This window comes from Micromonospora gifhornensis (assembly GCF_016863515.1).
Classification (GTDB): domain Bacteria; phylum Actinomycetota; class Actinomycetes; order Mycobacteriales; family Micromonosporaceae; genus Micromonospora; species Micromonospora gifhornensis.
Window position 1 is genome coordinate 40,729 of the sequence record NZ_BOPA01000029.1, and the last position, 18,354, is coordinate 59,082.

An 18,354-nucleotide genomic window follows, 5' to 3' on the forward strand; every position below is an offset into this window, starting at 1 on the left:
TCAGGCCGCGAACTCATCAGTCCGACGGCGACGCAGCAGCACCAGGCCACCCAGGGCCGCCGCGCCGACCAGGCCCGCTCCGGCGGTGGCCATGCTGCGGTCGGTGCCGGCGGTCAGGCCACCGTCACCACCGTCGACCCCACCGTGCGGCAGCACGACCAGCTCGCCCTCGCCGCAGGAACCCTCCAGCTTGTACGTGCCGGGCTTGGCGTCCCTGGCGATCCGGGCCTCGCCGTAGTAGACGAAGTCCTTCTCGTGCTCCCAGCCGTCGCCCTTGCCGTGCTCGCCGCGGTCCTTCCAGTCCGACTCGGACTTCTCGCCGTGCTTGTCGTCCTCGCGGCCCTTCCAGTCGCGTCCGTCCTCCGCGTCCTGGCCGTGCTCGTCGCTCTTCCAGTCGCGCTCCTCGTCGGCGGCCGCGCCTCCGCCGGCACCGGCCTGGGGAGCGTCCTCGCGGCCCTGCCACTCGCCGCCCTCCTCGCCGGACTTCCAGTCGCCGCCGCGGTCTTCACCGCCCTTCCAGTCCTTGCCGTCCTCGCCGCCGTCCTGGCCGGGCTTCCAGTCGCCGCTCTCGTCGCCGGACTTCCAGTCGCCGCCGCGGTCTTCGCCGCCCTTCCAGTCCTTGCCGTCCTTGCCACCGTGCCACTCGCCGCTGTCCTCGCCGGACTTCCAGTCGCCGCTGTCCTCGCCGCGCTGCCAGTCCTTGCCGTCCTTCTCGTGCTCGCGGCCCGGCCAGTCCTTGCCGTCCTTACCGTGTTCGTAGGAGCCGTCCTCGCCGTTCCAGCCGCCGCGGTCCCACTTGCCACCGTCGCGCTCCCACTTGCCGCCGTCGCGGGCCGGTTCGAGCTTGACCTTGCCGGTGACCTTGGACCAGACAAAGGCGTTCTCCTGCGGCTTCTCGCAGATCTCCACCAGCTTGATCTCTTCGCCCGGCTTCGCGGCGTGCGGCTTGGCGAAGACCTTGCCCTCGTTCTCGTGCGGCTGGCCGTCGGCGAACGCGACCCCCGGCGCGAACACCAGCAGGGAGGCGCCGCCGAGGGCAGCCCCCGCCACGACCTTCCCGAGCATCTTCTTAGCCATGACCTGTGTCACTCCATCCCTGATTGTCCTGCGGCCGGTTGCAACCGAGCCAGAACCGACGTTAGACCGTTTCATGACTTATGCAGGGAAAGATTCGTGTTTTGGCATTAGTTCCGGTAGTGGGGCCACCCGATGGGTTGGTGCCGGGGAAGTGGGGCTGCCCCGAACTCGTCCCTGGTGTCGCTGCCTCAGGTGGTGTTCGCGCATGCAGGGGGAGTTGGGCCGGTTGTCCGCTAGGCTCCGGAAGTATCGAGCCATTGCCATGGAAGCGCTCCCATGCAAGAATCGCTCCACGCGGTGAGCGGAGCCACACCGCGCAGGCAGGGAGTCGAGGGCAACCGGTCACACCGGACGACCACCCGCTGAGGCGACCGGGTCAGCCCCCGGTTGCCGCACCACCACCAACGCCCGTCCGGGTCGGGCGCTTTCACAAGAATCCCGTTGGCACCGGCGGTCGCCCGCGCAGGGCGCCCTGGGGCCACGTGCCGGGCCGTACGCGGATCCGGTCTCGCCCAAGGAGATCAGTGGCATGAATCTGTGGAGAAAACTGTCCGGCCCTCGCCGGGCCGTCGCGCTGGCCGGCGCGAGCGCGCTGGTCGCGGGCGGTTTGGTGACGCTGCCGGTCTCGGCTGCGTACGCGGCGACGCAGTGCGACGTGGCCTACACGACCAACGACTGGCCGGGCGGATTCACCGCCAACATCACGATCAGGAACATCGGCGACCCGATCAACGGGTGGACCCTGGGCTTCACCTTCCCCGACGGCAACCAGCGGGTGCAGAACGGCTGGTCGGCCCGGTGGTCCCAGTCGGGCCGGAACGTGACCGCGCAGAACGAGTCCTACAACGGGAACCTCTCCACCGGCGGCACCGCCAGCATCGGCTTCAACGGTGCGTGGAGCGGTAGCAACCCGCGTCCGACCTCGTTCACGATCAACGGCGTGGCCTGCAACGGTGGCACCCCGCCGCCCACCAGCCCGCCGCCGACGAGCCCGCCGCCCACGGACCCGCCGCCCACGGACCCGCCGCCCACGAGCCCGCCGCCCACGAGCCCGCCGCCCACCAGCCCGCCGCCCCCCGGCACCAAGGTGGACAACCCGTACCTGAACGCCAAGGGCTACGTGAACCCGGAGTGGAAGGCCAGGGCCGAGTCGGTTCCCGGCGGCAACCGGGTGTCCAACATCTCGACCGCCGTCTGGATCGACCGGATCGCGGCCATCGAGGGTACCGAGGACAGCCAGTCCAACGGCCCGATGGGCGTTCGGGACCACCTGGACGAGGCCGTGCGCCAGGGTGCCGACTACATCCAGTTCGTGATCTACAACCTCCCCGGCCGTGACTGCGCGGCGCTCGCCTCCAACGGTGAGCTGGGGCCGAACGAGCTGCCCAAGTACAAGGCCGAGTACATCGACCCGATCGCGGCGATCATGCGCGACACCAAGTACAGCAACCTGCGGATCATCAACGTCATCGAGGTCGACTCGCTGCCGAACCTGGTGACCAACACCTCGAACAACCCGGGTGGCACGGTCATGTGCGACACGGTGAAGGCCAACGGCGCCTACGTGAACGGTGTCGGTTACGCCCTGGCCACCCTGGGCTCGATCCCGAACGTCTACAACTACGTCGACGCCGGGCACCACGGCTGGCTCGGCTGGGACAGCAACTTCACCCCGAGCGCCCAGGTCCTGAAGCAGGCCGCCACCGCCTCCGGCAGCACCGTCAACCACGTGCACGGGTTCATCACCAACACCGCGAACTACTCCGCGCTGATCGAGCCGTACGCGAAGGTCGACGCCACGGTGAACGGGCAGACGGTCCGGCAGGCCAAGTGGATCGACTGGAACTGGTACAACGACGAGCAGAGCTTCGCTCAGGCCTTCCGGCAGGAGCTGGTCCGCCAGGGCTTCCCGAGCAACATCGGCATGCTGATCGACACCTCCCGCAACGGCTGGGGCGGCCCGAACCGGCCCACCGCCGCGGGTCCGACGACCAGCGTGGACGCCTTCATCGACGGCGGCCGGGTCGACCGTCGTATCCACAAGGGCAACTGGTGCAACCAGGCTGGTGCCGGTATGGGCGAGCGCCCGAAGGCCGCGCCGGCGACCGGTATCGACGCGTACGTCTGGGCCAAGCCCCCGGGCGAGTCGGACGGCTCCAGCCGCGAGATCCCGAACAACGACGGCAAGGGCTTCGACCGGATGTGCGACCCGACCTACACCGGTAACGACCGCAACGGCAACAGCCGCAGCGGCGCCCTGCCGGACGCCCCGATCTCGGGCGCCTGGTTCTCGGCGCAGTTCGCCGAGCTCATGGCGAACGCCTACCCGCCGCTGTCCTGACAGTCAGGCACACCCGCCGCCAGCGGTAGGTGAGGCACTGCGGCGGCAGGTTACCCGGGCCCCTGGTCCGACCGCACCGGTCGGACCAGGGGCCCACCCCTGTGCACGGCGAGGAATCCCCGCCGCGGGGTGAGGTCAGGGCACGGTCTTCTCGACCGCCGCCCGACCGGTCTCGGCCAGCTCCCGCCGCGCCCGCTCGATGTTCTCCGCGGTGGGATCCTGGCCCCGGGCCACCACCAGATCCTCGGGATCCCAGGGCTGTTCCGCGCCGGTGCGGATGTTGTCCGGAGCGGCGCCGGTGCCGGTGCCGGTGGCACCCGTTCCGGCGGCGTACGGATCACCGATGATCTCGTCGGTCGATTCGCCCCGGTCGGCCTGCTCGCCCGGTTCGGTGAACACCGGGGTGTCCGAGTCGGGACCGCCCCCGGTCATCAGCTGGGGCACCCCGGAGTCGTCGTCGACCGCCGCGGCCACCTCGGGGCGCTCCTCCAGCGGCCGTTCCCGCCCACGCTCGGTCATCGTTGCCGCCCTCCTGTCCGCAGCCACATCAACCTGGCCCCCATCGGGGTACCCGCCAGGTGGGACGACATGCCTCACCACCGGGCCGGCTCGGGGCACGGGACAGCCGTGGGCGGCGCGCACAGCGCGCCGCCGGGGTGGCACAGCAAACGGCGGACGCCTGCTTCCGCAGGACGCCCGCCGCTCGTGGTGGTCAGCGACCGAGAACCCGGTCCAGGAAGTCGCGGTACTCGCGTACGGCCACCCGCAACTGCTCGGTGTCCGTGGCACCGGCCTCCTGCCAGCTGCCGAGCTTCTCCTTGTGCTGGGTCAACGCGGTCGACAACGCCTGCATGGCCTCGTCGACCAGGGTCTGGGCCTCACCGGCCGCGGCCCGGGGGTCGTCGACGAAACGCAGCTGGACGTCGCGCCAGCGGTCCCGGAAACCCTGGGCCGTCGTGTCGTCGAAGAGCGTCGCCGCTCCGGCCGGTACGGCGGCGCTGGACCCGTTGGCGGTGTCCGCGACACCGGTCGCCGGCTGCGCGTCCGGGTCGACCATCGCCGGCGTGGCGCTGCCGTAGCCGGCCCCGCCGGCCGCCGCAGCCGCGGTGTCGGTCCCCGGTCCCGCCGTCCGGTCGTCGTCGAGGGTGTCGGTCAGCGCGGCACGGTCCTCGTCGTCCTCGTCGAACCGGTCCCCGTCGACCTCGTCGGAGCGGTCGGCCCGATGCGTCCCCGCGTCACGGGCGACATCGTCCGCCTCCGTCACCTCGGCCGGGTCGATCTCGTCGTGCCGTCCACCGAACTCGGCCGTGGGGTCGGCACGCAGCCCTTCGCGCTCGCCGTCGACGGCACCGTCGCCGGGCCGGGCGGTGCGCTCCGCACGCGGGTCGGGCTTGTCCTCCGGCCGGGGGTTCGCCAGCGCGGAAGCTGCCACCGCGCCGCCGACCGAGGTGGCGCCGAAGGCCGTCGGCACCGGTCCCGGGTCGTGGAACTCGGCCCGCTCGTCGTCGTCGCCCGGTCGGCCGTCCCACGGCCGGTTCCGGTCCGCACCGGACTCCGTGTGGGCCGCCCGCTCGGTGCCGTCGAACTCGTCCGTCACGTGGTCGTCGTCGGTGACCGGCACGGGGGTCGACCGTACGGTCTCGGGGTGGTCGTTGTTGAGCTGCTCTTGCTGCCGCATGGTGGTCTCCTCAGCGGTTGGTGGCGTCGTGGGCGGCGTCGGGCTGGCGCTGTTCCGGGGTCGTCCGTGCCGCAGGCTCCTCCCCGAGCAGGTCGGCGAAGAGGGCGCGGTAGTGGACGACGGCCTGGCGGAGGTCCTCCGTGCTGGCCTCGCCACGGCTGTTGCGCAGGTGGATCTCGTGCGCGTCCCGGTAGTGGCTGAGCGTGCGGGCGTGCTCGACCGACAGGTGCGCGATCTGGTCGGTGAAGTCACCGGTGGGGTAGCCGCGTTCGGCGATCAGCCGGGTGACCAGTTCGTCGGCCTGCCCGACGGTTTCGGCGGGGGAGTCGACGAAGCGGACCTGAAGTTCCTCCCAGGCCTCGGCGTACCGGGCCCGGGCGGTCGGGTCGAGGGGGATCAGTTCGAGTTCGGCGTGCCGGCGCTCGCGTTCGCGCAACTCCCGCTCGGCGGCGCTACGGCTGTCCTGTTCGGCGATGACGTGGTCGTACTCCGGGCCGAAGCGCTGCCGCAGTGCCCGGCGGCGGCCGGCGACCACCAGGGCCGCGGCGACGGCGGCGACGATCAGGATGACGAGGACGGTGACGACTATCTGCGTGGGCGACATGGCTCCTCCTTCGCCTGCAGGTATTCCCTCCGTCCACTGATCGCCAATCCCGTTCCGGAGCACTTTCCTCGCCCACGTCGACCTCTGGCGGCCCCGATGCCGTCACAGGTTCGCCTATTGCGGCGGAAACGACCGGTTCGGGATGGATTCGGACGGGATGTGCGTCAACCGAACGTTCGTCAACGTACCGGTAGTCTCGACGGACGGTAGTGCGGCGAGCGCGGATTACGTATCCTGCCCAAGGCGCCCGAGCCGGCGTCCCGGCGGACAACTGGGGCGTTCGCGGCAACGGTGCTGCCCGGCCGTGCCGGAGCCCCTCCAGCCACCCTTCCGGGCGAGGTCCGATTGAATACCCGCGACTGGCCGATCCGCTCCAAGCTGACCGCCCTGGTCGTCGTGCCGGTGACCGCACTGCTGGCGCTCTGGATATTCGCGACCACGCTCACCTTCGGCCCGGCGCTCGACCTGCTGGCCGCCCGTACCCTCCTGTACGACCTGGGCCGGCCCGGCGAGACGGTGGTGGCCGAGTTGCAGCGCGAGCGGCGGCTCTCCGTGGTGCAGCTCGCCTCGCCCCGGACCAACCTGTCGGAGTTGCGCGAGCAGCGGGAGCGGACCGACGCGGCAGTGACGCAGCTGCGCCTGCGGGTATCCGGGGAGAAGTTCCGGGACGCCGCCGGTGAGCTGCTCGAAGCGCGGCTGGACCGGCTGCTCGGCAAACTGGAGGCGTTGCCGGCGGGACGGGCGGCGATCGACCGCCGGGAACTGGACCGGATCGGCGCCGTCGGTCTCTACAGCGACCTGGTCTCGGCCGCGTTCCACACCTTCGAGGCCCTGGCCAACCTGCCCGACCACGATCTCAACCGCGAGGCGCGGGCGCTGACCGACCTCGGTCACTCCCGGGAACTGCTCGGGCAGACCGATGCGCTGCTGGCCGGGGCGCTGACCGCCGGCGGGTTCGCCAAGGGCGAGCACACATTGCTCGTGCAGAGCATCGGTAACCAGCGGTTCCTCATCGCGTCGGCGGTGGCCGACCTGCCCGCCCCCGAGCAGGCCGCCTACCAGCGCCTGGCCGAGCAGGACGGGTTCACGCGGCTGCGCACGATGCAGGACGAGCTGATCGCCGCCGGGCCGTCGGGCCGGGTCACCGTGGACGCCCGCGCCTGGCAGTCCGGGTACGACACCGTCCAGCAGTCGTTGCGCGACTTCGAGCTGACCCAGGCGGACGGACTGGCCGACCGCTCGGTGCCGATGGCGGTCAGCATCCTGGCCCGACTGGCCGGCGCCGGGCTGCTCGGCCTGCTCGCCGTGGTGGCGTCGTTGGTGGTGGCGTTGCGGATCGGCCGGTCCCTGGCACAGCGGCTCACGCTGATGCGCGGGCGGCTGAAGGAGACCGCGGAGCAGGGCCTGCCCGACGTGGTGGAGCGGCTGCGCCGGGGTGAACAGGTGGACGCCGCCCGCGAGACACCGGTGGCCGACCAGGGCACCGACGAGATCGGCCAGGTGGCCCAGGCCTTCACCGAGGTGCAGAAGGTCGCCATCCGCGCGGCCCAGGTCGAGGTCACCCTGCGCCGTGGGCTCAACGAGGTCTTCCTGAACATCGCGCGTCGCAGCCAGGGCCTGGTGCACCGTCAACTCGCCCTGCTCGACCGGCTGGAACGCGACGCGGAGGATCCGGACCATCTGGCCGAACTGTTCCGGGTCGACCACCTCGCGACCCGGCTGCGCCGGCACGCGGAGGATCTGGTCATCCTGGCCGGGGCCACGCCAGGGCGCGGCTGGCGTGAACCGGTCGCCATGGTGGATCTGATCCGGGGGGCGATCTCCGAGGTCGAGTCGTACGACCGGGTCGACATCACGGACCTGCAGCCCGCCGGCACGGTGGGCCGGGCGGTCGGCGACATCATCCACCTGCTCGCCGAGCTGATCGAGAACGCGACCGCCTTCTCACCGCCCGAGTCACGGGTGCAGGTCTCCGGTGAGCACGTTCCCCACGGGTACGCGCTCTCCGTCTCCGACCAGGGGCTCGGCATGACCGCGGCGGCGATCGAGGAGGCCAACCGCAAGCTGGCCCGGGCACCGGAGTTCGATCCGGCGGAGACCGCCCGACTCGGACTGTTCGTGGTGGCGCGACTCGCCGGCCGGCACGGCATCCGGGTGCGCCTGCGCCGGTCGGACGGGGCGGGGCTGACCGCGGTGGTGCTGATTCCCACCGAGTTGATCACCGCCGAGCCGTCGGCGCTGCCCCCGCTCGACGCGATGGAGGATGGCGACGACGCCAGCCTGGAGCAGCGGCGGCTGGTCCGGGCCACCCGACTCACGACCGTCCCCCGACCACGCACCCGCGCCGGGACGTCCGAGCGTCCGCAGTCCTCCCGCCCATCTGCGAAGCTGGGCGGCCCGAGCCAGGCCTCGACCGTCGGTGCGGCCGAATCCGACGGTCTGCCTCGACGCATCCGACGGCGCCCGGCCGGCTCCACCGCCGACCCGACCGCCTCCAGCGCCACCACCGAGGCGGGGGGACCGACCGCTGAGGTCGCCCTCGGACCCACCTCCAGCGTTGAGCCGGCTGGTTCGGACGTCGAGTCGGCCCGGTCGAGCGTCGGGCCGGCCGGGACCGAGGAAGCCGTGCCTGCGGGCGGCGAGCGGGACCAGGGGCGGACGGTACCGGCCGCGACGGACCGCGGTGGAGTGGTGGACAGCCCGACCGTCCCGCTGCCCGCGTTGACCCGCCGGTCGACCGGTTCGGGGGCACTCGACGGGCCCACCCTGCGGCAGCCCCTGGCGATCCCCGCAAGCAGCGCCGGGCGGCTGGCCGAGCCGACGCCGCGCAGCCCGGAGGAGGCACGTCGGTTCATGTCGGCGTTGCAGTCCGGCACCGCGCAGGGCCGGCTGGCTGCCGCGCGTACGCAGTCGACCGACGGTCGCCCCACGGAGGTCGGCTCCACCGGCCGGGAGGGGCAGGGCGACCCGCCCACCGGGCATCCGTCGGACGAGACCGCCGCAGCGAACCGGGAAACGAGCACCGACGAGGCTGGACCGCCACCCGGCGGACCGGTCACCGTGGAATCCCCGACCGTTACTGAGAGGGACGCCTGATGCAATCGACGAGGCAGAGTGCCAATCTCGACTGGTTGCTCGACGATCTGGTGGAGCGCCTGCCCGCCGCCCGGCGGGCGGTGGTGCTGTCGGCGGATGGCCTGCTGCTCGGTTCCTCCGCCGAACTGGACCGTGCCGACGCTGAGCATCTGTGTGCCCTGGCCTCCGGTCTCGCCAGCCTGGCGCGTGGCGCCAGCCGGCACCTGGCGGGTGGACCGGTCCGGCAGACGGTGGTGGAGATGGAGTCCGCGTACCTGTTCGTGACGGCGGCCGGGCAGGGCGCCTGCCTGGCCGTGGCGTGCGACACGGACGCCGACATCGGGCTTGTCGCGTACGAGATGGCCATGCTGGTGACCCGGGTGGGTGAGAACCTGCAGGCACCGGTCCGCGCGTCGCTGGGTGGCGCCGATGCGGTCTGACTTACCGGGGCACCGACACGAGTGGCTCGACGACGACGCCGGGCCGGTGGTGCGGCCGTACACCCTGACCGGTGGCCGGGTGCGCTCCTGCGCGGACGGATTCGACCTGGTCGCGTACGTGTTGGCCAGCCCGAACCCGGATCTCGGCGCGTACCCGGAACTGCATCCCGAGCACCGGCTGCTTGTGGAACTGGCGGGCCAGGGCACGCCGGTGGTGGAACTCGCCGCCGATTTGGACCTGGCGGTGGGTGTCGTCCGAGTGCTACTTGGTGATCTGCTCACCCGGGGACTTGTCGCCGTGCAACAACCGCCGCGCGCCACGTACCTGCCCGACAACGACATCCTCAAGGCGGTGGTGGATGGACTCCGTGCGTTATGACGCCGAGCGTCAGGGTTCTCGGATTCCGATCGCGCTGAAGATCCTCATCGCCGGTGGCTTCGGCGCCGGCAAGACGACTCTGGTGAGCGCGTTGAGTGAGGTACGGCCGCTGCAGACCGAGGAGATCCTCACCGGGGCAGGCGCCGACACCGACGACCTCTCCGGCGTCGAGGGCAAGTCGACGACCACGGTGGCGATGGACTTCGGACGAATCACCATCAACGACGATCTTCAGCTGTACCTGTTCGGTACGCCGGGACAGGACCGTTTCTGGTTCCTCTGGGACGAGTTGGCCTTCGGGGCGCTGGGCGCGGTGGTGCTCGCCGACACCCGCCGGCTGGCCGACTGCTTCCCCTCGATCGACTACTTCGAGCAGCGGGGTGTGCCGTTCGTGGTCGGGGTCAACTGCTTCGACGGCTCGCAACGGTTCAGCCTGGAGGCCGTACGCCGGGCCCTGGACCTCGACCCGGACGTGCCGATGGTGCTCTGCGACGCCCGGGACCGGCAGTCCGGCAAGGCGGTGCTGATCTCCCTGGTCGAGCACGTGGCCCGGCAGCGGGGCGAGCCGGTGCCGGCGGCGTGACCACCGCGGGCCCGGACCGGCAGGTCTAACCCGGCGGTGTCGGGGGAAGGTTTCTGGTGGCGAGGCAGTGTCCAGCGGAGAGGTGACACCTGGTGGCAGGTCGAGGCGAGATCGTTTACATCGGCGGATACACGGCGCACAGCGGCGGCCGGGGCACGGGGATCGTCGCCGCCCGACGTGATCCGGACTCCGGCGAACTGACCTCGTTGGGCACCGTCGCGGTCGCCGCGTCGCCGTCGTTCCTCGCCCGTCATCCCCACCGGCCCGTGCTCTACGCGGTGAACGAGCTGCCCGACGGGCAGGTCAGTGCCTGGCAGGTGGGGCCCGAGGGCGAACTGACGGAGATCGGCTCGTGGGCGACCGGCGGGGCCGAGCCCTGCCACCTGGCCGTCGCGCCGGACGGCCGGTTCCTGTTCGTGGCCAACTACGGTGGCGGGAGCGTGACGGTCTTCCCGCTCGACGCCGACGGGGTGCCGGGCGAGCGCAGCGACGTGGTGGAGCATTCCGGTCACGGGCCGGATCCGGAGCGCCAGGAGCGGGCCCACGCGCACATGGTCGTGCCCGGGGTCGGTGGTGAGCCGCTGCTCGCGGTCGATCTCGGCACGGACTCGATCTACCGGTACGACCTCGACGCCGCCTCCGGACGGTTGGTGCCCCGGCCACCCCGGGTGCGTACGCCCGCGGGAGCCGGCCCCCGACACCTGGCCCGGCATCCGGACGGACGCCGCTGTTACGTCTCCGGGGAGTTGGACCGGTCGGTGCTGGTCTACGAGGCGGACGAGGACGGCGTGCTGCACCAGCGAGGGCGGGTCGACGCCAGCGACCGGGCCGGGCACGTCCAGCCGTCGGAGATCGCCGTCGATGCGGACGGTCGCCATCTCTACCTGGCCAACCGGGGGGTCGGCACGATCTCCGTCTACTCGATCGGGGCGGGTCTACCGGAACTGGTCGATGAAGTGGAGACCGGCGGTGAATGGCCCCGCCATTTCGTGCTGCTCGGAGAGCATCTCTACGTCGCGGACGAACGGGCGGACATGGTGCGCACCTTCCGGGTCGATCGGGAGACCGGGGTGCCGATGGCGATCGGTGAGCCGTTGCCGATTCCCAGCCCCACTTGCGTTCTGCCCTGATCGTGGTGGTGGGCAGCGATCCATCCACATTGCGCCGCTGAGTCGTCACTCAAAGTTACTAAATCACGGTAAACTGTTTCTCCTCTGTAACTTTCGTCCGAACGGCCATGGCAGTCCCATGGCCGGGTCCGCAAGATGGTCAGCGTGTCAGCAGGCCGCCATCGCATGCGTTCAGGTATTCACGGTGCCGCCGCCGCAGCCGCGGTCGGCGTGCTCGTCGTCACCGCCGGTGGGTGGGTGGGTTATCGCCAGCTCGCCGGCCCGGACTGCTCTGGCAAGATCGAGTTGTCGGTCGCGGTCGCGACCGAACTCGCGCCGGCGGTCGACGCGGCGGCCTCCGAGTGGGAGGAAAAAGGTGCTGCGGTCGACGGCACCTGCATCGACGTGACCGTAGCGGCTGCCGACGCGGTCGAGGTGGCAGCGGTGGTGGCGGCCAAGCACGGGGCGAGCCTCGCCGGCGTAGGCCAGGCCAGCGGCACGGCGGTGAGCCCCGACGTCTGGATCCCGGACTCCTCGACCTGGCTGTTGCGGTTGCAGACCGGCGGTGCGGCGGCCTTCGCGCCGGGCAACGGCGCGTCGATCGCGAGCAGTCCGGTGGTCGTCGCCATGCCCGAACCCATCGCCGGACGGCTGATGGGCTGGCCGCAGAAGGAGATCGGCTGGACCGAGCTGCTGGCCCGGGTCAACAGCGACCGGCCGTTGAAGACCGGCATCGTCGAGCCGACCCGCGACGCCGCCGGCCTGTCCGGGCTGCTGTCGCTGATGACCGCCGCGGCCTCGTCCGGCGGTGCCACCGCCGAGCAGGACCGCATCGGCGCGCTGCGGGCGCTGGCCTCGGGTGCCTCGGCGCTGCGCCAGGACCTGCTCGCCAAGTTCCCCACCGCGTCGGACGGCACCACGTTGGCCAGCTCGCTGGGCGCGGCGGCGCTGTCCGAAGAGGACGTCATCCAGTACAACGCGAAGAAGCCGCCGGTGCCGCTGGCGGCGCTCTACCTGAAGCCGTCGCCGCTGCCGTTGGACTACCCGTACGCGGTGCTGCCGGGCATCGAGCCGGCCAAGGACTCCGCCGCCCGGGTGCTGTTCGAGGTGCTCACCACACCTTCGTTCAAGGACAAGCTGGCGGCCCAGGCGCTGCGTGGGCCGGACGGCAACTGGGGTAGCGGCTTCGAGCCGCCGCAGGGCGCACCGAGCCCGGCCGGCGGCGACCCCTCCGCGGCGCCGCCGCCGCAGGGCGGCATCGCCGCCGGTGGCCTCGCGCCGGACGCGGTGGAGCGGGCCGTCTCCAGCTGGTCCATCGCCACCCTCTCCGGTCGGATGCTCTGCATCATCGACGTGTCCGGCTCGATGAAGAAGGCGGTGCCGACCGCCAACGGGGCGACCCGGCAGCAGGTCACCGCGGAAGCGGCCCGGCGGGGTCTGAACCTGTTCGACGATTCCTGGTCGATCGGCCTGTGGGTCTTCTCCACCAGGCTGGACGGCGCGCGTGACTACCGTCAGGTGGTGCCGACCGGCCCGCTGTCGCGGCAGCGCAGCAACCTGGAGCGGAGCCTGGACACGATCACCTCGTCGAGCGGCGACACCGGTCTGTACGACACGCTGCTGGCGGCGTACAAGGACGTGCAGGAGAACTGGGAACCGGGCAAGGTCAACTCGATCGTGCTCTTCACCGACGGCAAGAACGAGGACGCCGACGGCATCTCGCAGCGGCAGCTGCTCGCCGAGCTGAAGCGGATCAAGGACCCGGACCAGCCGATCCAGGTGATCATCATCGGCATCGGCACCGAGGTCAGCAAGGCGGAGCTGGACACCATCGCACAGAGCGCCGGTGGGGGTGCGTTCGTCGCCGCCGACCCGACTAAGATCGGTGACATCTTCCTGCGAGCGATCGCCCTGCGGAAGGCGCCGGCCTGATCGGTGCCTCAAGGGCGAGCCCTGCGGTATCGGGGAAACCCTTACCACAGGCCAGCTTCCGGCTGGTTACCCGGCACGGAAAGTGACGGCAATACGTCGGAAGCAATTGGCCGTCATAGTTTTCAAGGGAGGATGTCGACGTGCATCGGCAGCTCCGGCTCTCCGTCGAGCCGGACCCGTGCCGTCGGCGAGCGAAGTGGGAGGGCTGGTGACCTCGGCGACGCTGTTGACCCCCGCCAGATCTTCAACAAGACCCGACGGCACGGCGTCATCGAGCAGTTCGATACGCGGTGCCCAGCGGGCCTACGTGCGAACCCTGGTGGTGCTGGACGCCACCGTCCTGACCCTGGCGGTGCTCGCCGGCTACGCGGCCCGCTTCGGTGAGGCCGCGCCGCGCGGCACCCACGTGCCGTACGTCGTGGTCGCTCCCGGGCTGGTGCTGGCCTGGCTGCTGTCGCTCAAGGCGATGCGCTGCTACGACGACCGGGTGATCGGCTACGGCGCGGACGAGTACCGGCGGGTCAGCATGGCCAGCCTCCGCCTGGCCGGTGCGGTGGCCATCGCCGGTTACATCGCCGACGTCGGCGTGTCCCGGGGATTCCTGGCGATCTCGTTCGCCGTCGGCCTGGTCGGGCTCGAACTCGCCCGGTTCGCCGCGCGCAAGCGCCTGCACCGGGCCCGCTCGGCGGGGACCGGCTGGTCCCGGCGGGTGCTGGTGGTCGGCGACACCGCGCACGTGCTGGAACTGGTGCACACCCTGCGACGCGAGCCGTACGCGGGCTATCAGGTGGTGGGCGCGTGCATCCCGGACGCCCTGCTGGCCCCGGTGGCCCAGCGGCTCGGCGACGTGCCGGTGGTCGGCTCGTTCCGGGGCATCCCGGAGGCCGCCGCCGCCATCGGCGCGGACACCGTCGCCGTCACCGCCAGCGGTGAACTCACCGCCGCCCGCCTGCGCCGGCTCGGTTGGCAACTGGAGGGCACCGGGATCGACCTGGTGCTCGCCCCGGCGCTGACGGATGTCGCCGGCCCGCGCATCCACACCCGCCCGGTGGCCGGCCTGCCGTTGATCCACGTGGAGGCGCCCGAGTTCCGGGGCATCCGCAAGCTGGTGAAGGGCTTCGTCGACCGGTCGATCTCGCTCGTGGCGTTGGCGCTGCTGCTGCCGTTGCTCGTGGTCATCGCGTTGGCCATCAAGCTGAACAGCCGCGGCCCGGTGTTGTTCCGGCAGATCCGGGTCGGGCAGGGCGGTCGGGAGTTCGGCGTCTTCAAGTTCCGCACCATGGTGGTCAACGCCGATGCCCTGCTTGCCGAGTTGGCCGCGCGCAACGAGACCGACGGCCTGATGTTCAAGATGCGCGACGACCCGCGGGTCACCCGGGTCGGGCGGCTGCTGCGCAAGTGGTCGCTGGACGAGCTGCCACAACTGGTGAACGTGCTGCTGGGGCAGATGAGCCTGGTCGGCCCCCGCCCGCCGCTGCCCTCCGAGGTGGCCCGCTACGACGGCGACGTGGCCCGCCGGCTGTTGGTCAAGCCGGGCATGACCGGCCTCTGGCAGGTCAGCGGCCGGTCGGACCTGAGCTGGGAGGACGGCATCCGGCTGGATCTCTACTACGTGGAGAACTGGTCACTGGCAGCCGACCTGACGATTCTCTGGAAGACCTTCGGCGCGGTGGTCAACAGCCGGGGCGCGTACTGACCCGACCGGTCACGGCTGCGGTCCGTACCAGTCCAGGCAGACCACCACCGCGTCGTCGGTGAGATCGCCGGCGACGAACGCCCGCAGGTCGCCCAGCAGGGACCGGACCGCGTCCAGCGGGCTCATCGGCGCAGTACGGCGCAGCATCCGGTCCAACGCGCTCTCTCCGTAGCGGACGTCCTGCCCGGTCGCGTCGAGCACCCCGTCGCTGATCATGAAGAGGCGGTCGGCGGGCCGGAGTTGGATGTGCTGCTCGCGATAGTGCGACCCCTCGAACATGCCGAGGGGAAACTGCGCCTCCAGCGGTTGCACGCTGACCTCGCCGTCGCGAAGCAGGACGAGCCGGGGCGAGCCCGCGTCGACGGCGGTGAGCAACCCGCTGTGCAGGTCGACCTCGAGCAGCAGCGTGGCGAGGTACTGCTCGCCCCGGTGCAGGGCGTAGATCGCCTGGTCGGCCAGCGCGGCCTGGTCGGCCAGGGAGATGCCGGCCCGGCGGGCGTTGCGCAGCGCGCAGGTGGCCAACGTGGTGAGCATCGACGCGGCGACGCCGGCACCCATGCCGTTGATGGTGGCGGTCCACACCCGGTCACCGTCGTCGGACCAGTCGAAGCTGTCGCCACGTACCGCGTACGCCGGTTCCAGCTGCCCGGCCAGGCTGAAGGAGGGTCGGATCCGGCTGCGCCCCGGCAGCAGCTCCCACTGCATCTCGGCGGCGAGCGTGAGCCGCCGGGCCCGCCGGGCGGTGCGGTAGACGTCCGTTCCCGGGTCGACCGCGGTCAGTTCGTGGGCCAGGGCGGTGCCGATCTCGGCGAGGTCGGCCAGCAGGCTCTCGTCCGTGACCGGGTGCACCCGGAGCACCCCGCGTCGCTCGCCGCGCATGCTCACCGGTAGGTAGGCCGTGCTGTCGACGTACACCGGGCTCTGGTGGTCGAAGCACCGCCAGGCCGGGTGTCCCGGTTCGCTCACCGCCTCCCCGGGGGTGAGCGGAAGCAGCGCGGCCAGCCGGTAGTCGACCTGGAGGAGTTCGACGTCCGCGATGCCGAACTCCTGGTCGAGCAGCCCTCTGATCCGGCTCAGCAGGAGGTCCGCCGGGGCGGTGGTGAGCACGGTGCGGGCTTGCTCGACCGGCTCACTCATGGGTATCTCCTTGATCACAAGCGCATCGATCGACAGAATCGGAGTACGCTCAGGCGCACGATGGCGGAACAGCATGGTTTTCCAGGACCCGAGATGAGTATGGCTGCCGAGGTGGATGTCGCGGCGGGTGCCCTGCTGACTGTCTGGGACGGTGCCCGGGAGCGCACAGCGAACCGGATCTCCACCGCCCAGCTCCGTGCCGTCATGCTGGTGGAACGGCAGGACGGAATCAACCTGCGCAGGCTGGCCGCCGGGCTCGATATGCTGCTCTCCTCGGCCAGTCGGCTCTGCGACCGGCTCGTCGCCGCCGGCATGCTGGAACGTGAGCCCGGCCGGGCGGACCGGCGGGAGATCTCCCTGCACCTGACCGCCGAGGCCCGCAGCCTCCTCGCCGAGTTGCGCGAGGATCGTCGTCAGCACCTGGCGACGATCCTGGCCGACATGACACCGGAGGGCCGCGCGGCGCTGCTGCGTGGTCTGCGGGAGTTCGACGAGGCCGCCCGGGCCCGGGTCGTCCGGCCGGTGTCGCCGCTGGTGCCCCAGCCCGACGAACCGGACACCGGTCATCTGTCGGAGGTCCGCGACGTCGTCGACGCCCCGCTGAGCTGGTCGAACGGGGAGACCGCGGTCTTCCGGACGGCCTGACCGGTTCAGCCGGACGGGGTCACCGCCAGCATCGCGACGTCGTCGTGCCGCTGCCCGGCGGACCACTCGTCGACCAGCCGCAACACCCGGTCGACGAGCGCGGCGGGAGGCAGGCCGGCCCCCGAGGAGAGCGCCTGACGGAGCCGTCGCTCGCCGAACATCTCCGCACCGTGTCGGCCGCCCCGAGCCTCGGTGACCCCGTCGGTGTGGGCGAACAGCACCGAACCGGGCGGCAGCCGCAGGTCGACCTCGGTGAACCGGGCGTCGGGCAGGGCGCCGACGGGCATCCCGCCCACCCGTACCGAGGTCACCGTGCCGTCGGCGTCGACCACCAGCGGGGCCGGATGCCCGCCGCCCGCGACCCGGATCCGTAGGCCGCCCTCGGGCTCGCGGCGCAGCGTACCGAGCAGCAGGGTGGTGAACTGGCCGCGCCGGGCCGCGTCGGACATGTCGAGCAGCGCCTGGTCGAGCAGCCGCAGCAGCGCCAGTGGCCGCTGTTCGACCAGGCGCAGCGTCTGCAACGACTGCCGTACCCGGCCGGTGAGCACGGCCGCGCCGACCCCCTTGCCGCAGACGTCGCCGAGGGCGAACAACGCGCCGCCGTCGGTGGGCAGGACGTCGTAGAAATCGCCACCGATACGCAGGCTGTCCCCGGCGGCACGGTAGCCCCCGGCGACGTCCATCCCGACGATCCCGGGCAGCTCCGGCGGCAACAGGCTGTTCTGCAGCACCCGCGCCAGGTGGGCCTGTTCGTCGTACAACTCGGCCATGGTGAGGGCGGCACCGGCGCGGGCGGCGAACTCGCGGGCCAGGTCGACGTCCCGCGGGTCGAAGCCGCCCCGTCGGGCGTGCCGCAGCAGCACCAGCGCCCCGGCCGTCCGACCGGCCCCGGGCATCGGGCTGACCAGCAGGGTCGCGCCTGGTTCGACGTCGGCAGCAACGATCGGGTCCAGGTGGCCGGCCGACCACACCCGGGGTGGCGGGAAGCCGCCGTCGAGCGCTTCCTCGATCTCCGGCAGAGCGGTGGTGAGGCTCCAGTCGGCCGTTCCGGCCACCGGACCGGACTGGCGCTCGGTGTGCCGGACCCAGTGCGGCCGTTGCTCGGCGGGCACCGCCGGCAGGTGCACCACCAGGGCCAGGTCGGCCAGGTAGGGCACGGGCAGGGCGGCGGCGGCCCGCAGGGCCTGGTCACGGTGCAGTGCCAACCCGAGCCGGCGGCCCGCGTCGGCCAGGAAGGCGGTACGGCCGCGTTCGGTCAGCAGGGCCTCGCTGCGGGCCTGTTCCTCGGTGACGTCGCGGACGTACCAGACGGATCTGCCCCCGGCCAGGGCCCGCCGTACGCCGCGAAGCTGCCGGTGGTGGTGCTCGGCCTCGAAGCGGGTGTGCCCGGCGACGGTCGCCGCCGCCAGGGCCGGCACCGCGCAGCCGGCCAGGTCGGTGCCGGGGCGCAGTTCGGGGAGCAGCCGGGCGGCGGCCGCGTTGACCAGCTCGACCGACCCGTGGTCGTCGGTGGTCAGCACCGCGTCGGTGAGCCCGTCGAGGAGCTCACCGGCCAGATCGACGCGCGCAGCCACCGCTTGTCGGCCGGACCTGCCGGCCCCCTTGCTGCGTCCGGAGCCGGCGACCCGGCCCTCGCGGGTGCTGGTCATCGATGCTCG

The 18,354-nt window shown here is 71.7% G+C and carries 15 protein-coding genes; 9 read left to right on the forward strand and 6 right to left on the reverse strand.

Annotation, left to right across the window (positions count from 1 at the left end; translation table 11 throughout):
* Nucleotides 1–1,077, reverse strand: a complete 1,077-nt coding sequence (locus Vgi01_RS21090) for a GVDTG sorting domain-containing protein (protein ID WP_204292135.1) — start codon at nucleotides 1,075–1,077, stop codon at nucleotides 1–3.
* A 529-nt stretch (nucleotides 1,078–1,606) separates the two neighbouring features.
* Here Vgi01_RS21090 and Vgi01_RS21095 point away from each other — a divergent pair.
* Nucleotides 1,607–3,418 carry a glycoside hydrolase family 6 protein gene (locus tag Vgi01_RS21095; protein WP_204292136.1) on the forward strand — a complete coding sequence of 604 codons (1,812 nt, stop codon included), beginning with the start codon at nucleotides 1,607–1,609 and terminating at the stop codon, nucleotides 3,416–3,418.
* Nucleotides 3,419–3,553: 135 nt separating this feature from the next.
* Here Vgi01_RS21095 and Vgi01_RS21100 read toward each other — a convergent pair whose 3' ends face one another.
* From Vgi01_RS21100 to Vgi01_RS21110, 3 genes are all read right to left on the reverse strand, one after another.
* Nucleotides 3,554–3,937 carry a hypothetical protein gene (locus Vgi01_RS21100; protein ID WP_102658590.1) on the reverse strand — a complete coding sequence of 128 codons (384 nt, stop codon included), beginning with the start codon at nucleotides 3,935–3,937 and terminating at the stop codon, nucleotides 3,554–3,556.
* 193 nt (nucleotides 3,938–4,130) lie between these two features.
* Nucleotides 4,131–5,096 carry a hypothetical protein gene (locus tag Vgi01_RS31465; protein ID WP_204292137.1) on the reverse strand — a complete coding sequence of 322 codons (966 nt, stop codon included), beginning with the start codon at nucleotides 5,094–5,096 and terminating at the stop codon, nucleotides 4,131–4,133.
* A 10-nt stretch (nucleotides 5,097–5,106) separates the two neighbouring features.
* The gene (locus Vgi01_RS21110) at nucleotides 5,107–5,700 is read right to left on the reverse strand and encodes a hypothetical protein (protein ID WP_102658588.1); all 594 of its coding nucleotides are present in this window, start codon (nucleotides 5,698–5,700) and stop codon (nucleotides 5,107–5,109) included.
* A 345-nt stretch (nucleotides 5,701–6,045) separates the two neighbouring features.
* Between Vgi01_RS21110 and Vgi01_RS21115 the strand changes: the two genes are divergently transcribed.
* The 7 genes from Vgi01_RS21115 to Vgi01_RS21145 all read left to right on the forward strand — a co-directional run bounded on the left by Vgi01_RS21115 (nucleotide 6,046) and on the right by Vgi01_RS21145 (nucleotide 14,914).
* Nucleotides 6,046–8,796 (forward strand): sensor histidine kinase, encoded by a 2,751-nt coding sequence (locus tag Vgi01_RS21115; protein ID WP_204292138.1) that lies wholly within the window; start codon nucleotides 6,046–6,048, stop codon nucleotides 8,794–8,796.
* Nucleotides 8,796–9,215, forward strand: coding sequence for a roadblock/LC7 domain-containing protein (locus Vgi01_RS21120; RefSeq protein ID WP_199180218.1), 420 nt, complete (start codon nucleotides 8,796–8,798; stop codon nucleotides 9,213–9,215). The genes Vgi01_RS21115 and Vgi01_RS21120 overlap by 1 nt, the downstream gene beginning before the upstream one ends.
* A complete protein-coding gene (locus Vgi01_RS21125) occupies nucleotides 9,205–9,594 on the forward strand; it encodes a DUF742 domain-containing protein (RefSeq protein ID WP_102658604.1) in 390 nt (129 codons plus the stop codon). The genes Vgi01_RS21120 and Vgi01_RS21125 overlap by 11 nt, the downstream gene beginning before the upstream one ends.
* Entirely contained in the window at nucleotides 9,575–10,177 is a 603-nt protein-coding gene (locus Vgi01_RS21130; RefSeq protein WP_102658585.1) for a GTP-binding protein, read from the forward strand. The genes Vgi01_RS21125 and Vgi01_RS21130 overlap by 20 nt, the downstream gene beginning before the upstream one ends.
* A 92-nt stretch (nucleotides 10,178–10,269) precedes the next feature.
* Nucleotides 10,270–11,307 (forward strand): lactonase family protein, encoded by a 1,038-nt coding sequence (locus Vgi01_RS21135; protein WP_102658584.1) that lies wholly within the window; start codon nucleotides 10,270–10,272, stop codon nucleotides 11,305–11,307.
* 144 nt (nucleotides 11,308–11,451) lie between these two features.
* Entirely contained in the window at nucleotides 11,452–13,218 is a 1,767-nt protein-coding gene (locus Vgi01_RS21140; RefSeq protein ID WP_102658603.1) for a substrate-binding domain-containing protein, read from the forward strand.
* Between the two features lie 208 nt (nucleotides 13,219–13,426).
* Nucleotides 13,427–14,914 carry a sugar transferase gene (locus tag Vgi01_RS21145; protein WP_102658583.1) on the forward strand — a complete coding sequence of 496 codons (1,488 nt, stop codon included), beginning with the start codon at nucleotides 13,427–13,429 and terminating at the stop codon, nucleotides 14,912–14,914.
* Nucleotides 14,915–14,923: 9 nt separating this feature from the next.
* Here the strand turns inward: Vgi01_RS21145 and Vgi01_RS21150 are convergent, their stop codons facing one another.
* Nucleotides 14,924–16,051: a PP2C family protein-serine/threonine phosphatase gene (locus Vgi01_RS21150; protein WP_102658582.1), complete on the reverse strand. Its 1,128-nt coding sequence runs from the start codon at nucleotides 16,049–16,051 to the stop codon at nucleotides 14,924–14,926.
* 93 nt (nucleotides 16,052–16,144) lie between these two features.
* Between Vgi01_RS21150 and Vgi01_RS21155 the strand changes: the two genes are divergently transcribed.
* Nucleotides 16,145–16,696 carry a MarR family winged helix-turn-helix transcriptional regulator gene (locus Vgi01_RS21155; RefSeq protein WP_233196851.1) on the forward strand — a complete coding sequence of 184 codons (552 nt, stop codon included), beginning with the start codon at nucleotides 16,145–16,147 and terminating at the stop codon, nucleotides 16,694–16,696.
* Nucleotides 16,697–16,701: 5 nt separating this feature from the next.
* Here Vgi01_RS21155 and Vgi01_RS21160 read toward each other — a convergent pair whose 3' ends face one another.
* Nucleotides 16,702–18,345 (reverse strand): SpoIIE family protein phosphatase, encoded by a 1,644-nt coding sequence (locus Vgi01_RS21160; protein WP_204292139.1) that lies wholly within the window; start codon nucleotides 18,343–18,345, stop codon nucleotides 16,702–16,704.
* Nucleotides 18,346–18,354: the final 9 nt, after the last annotated feature.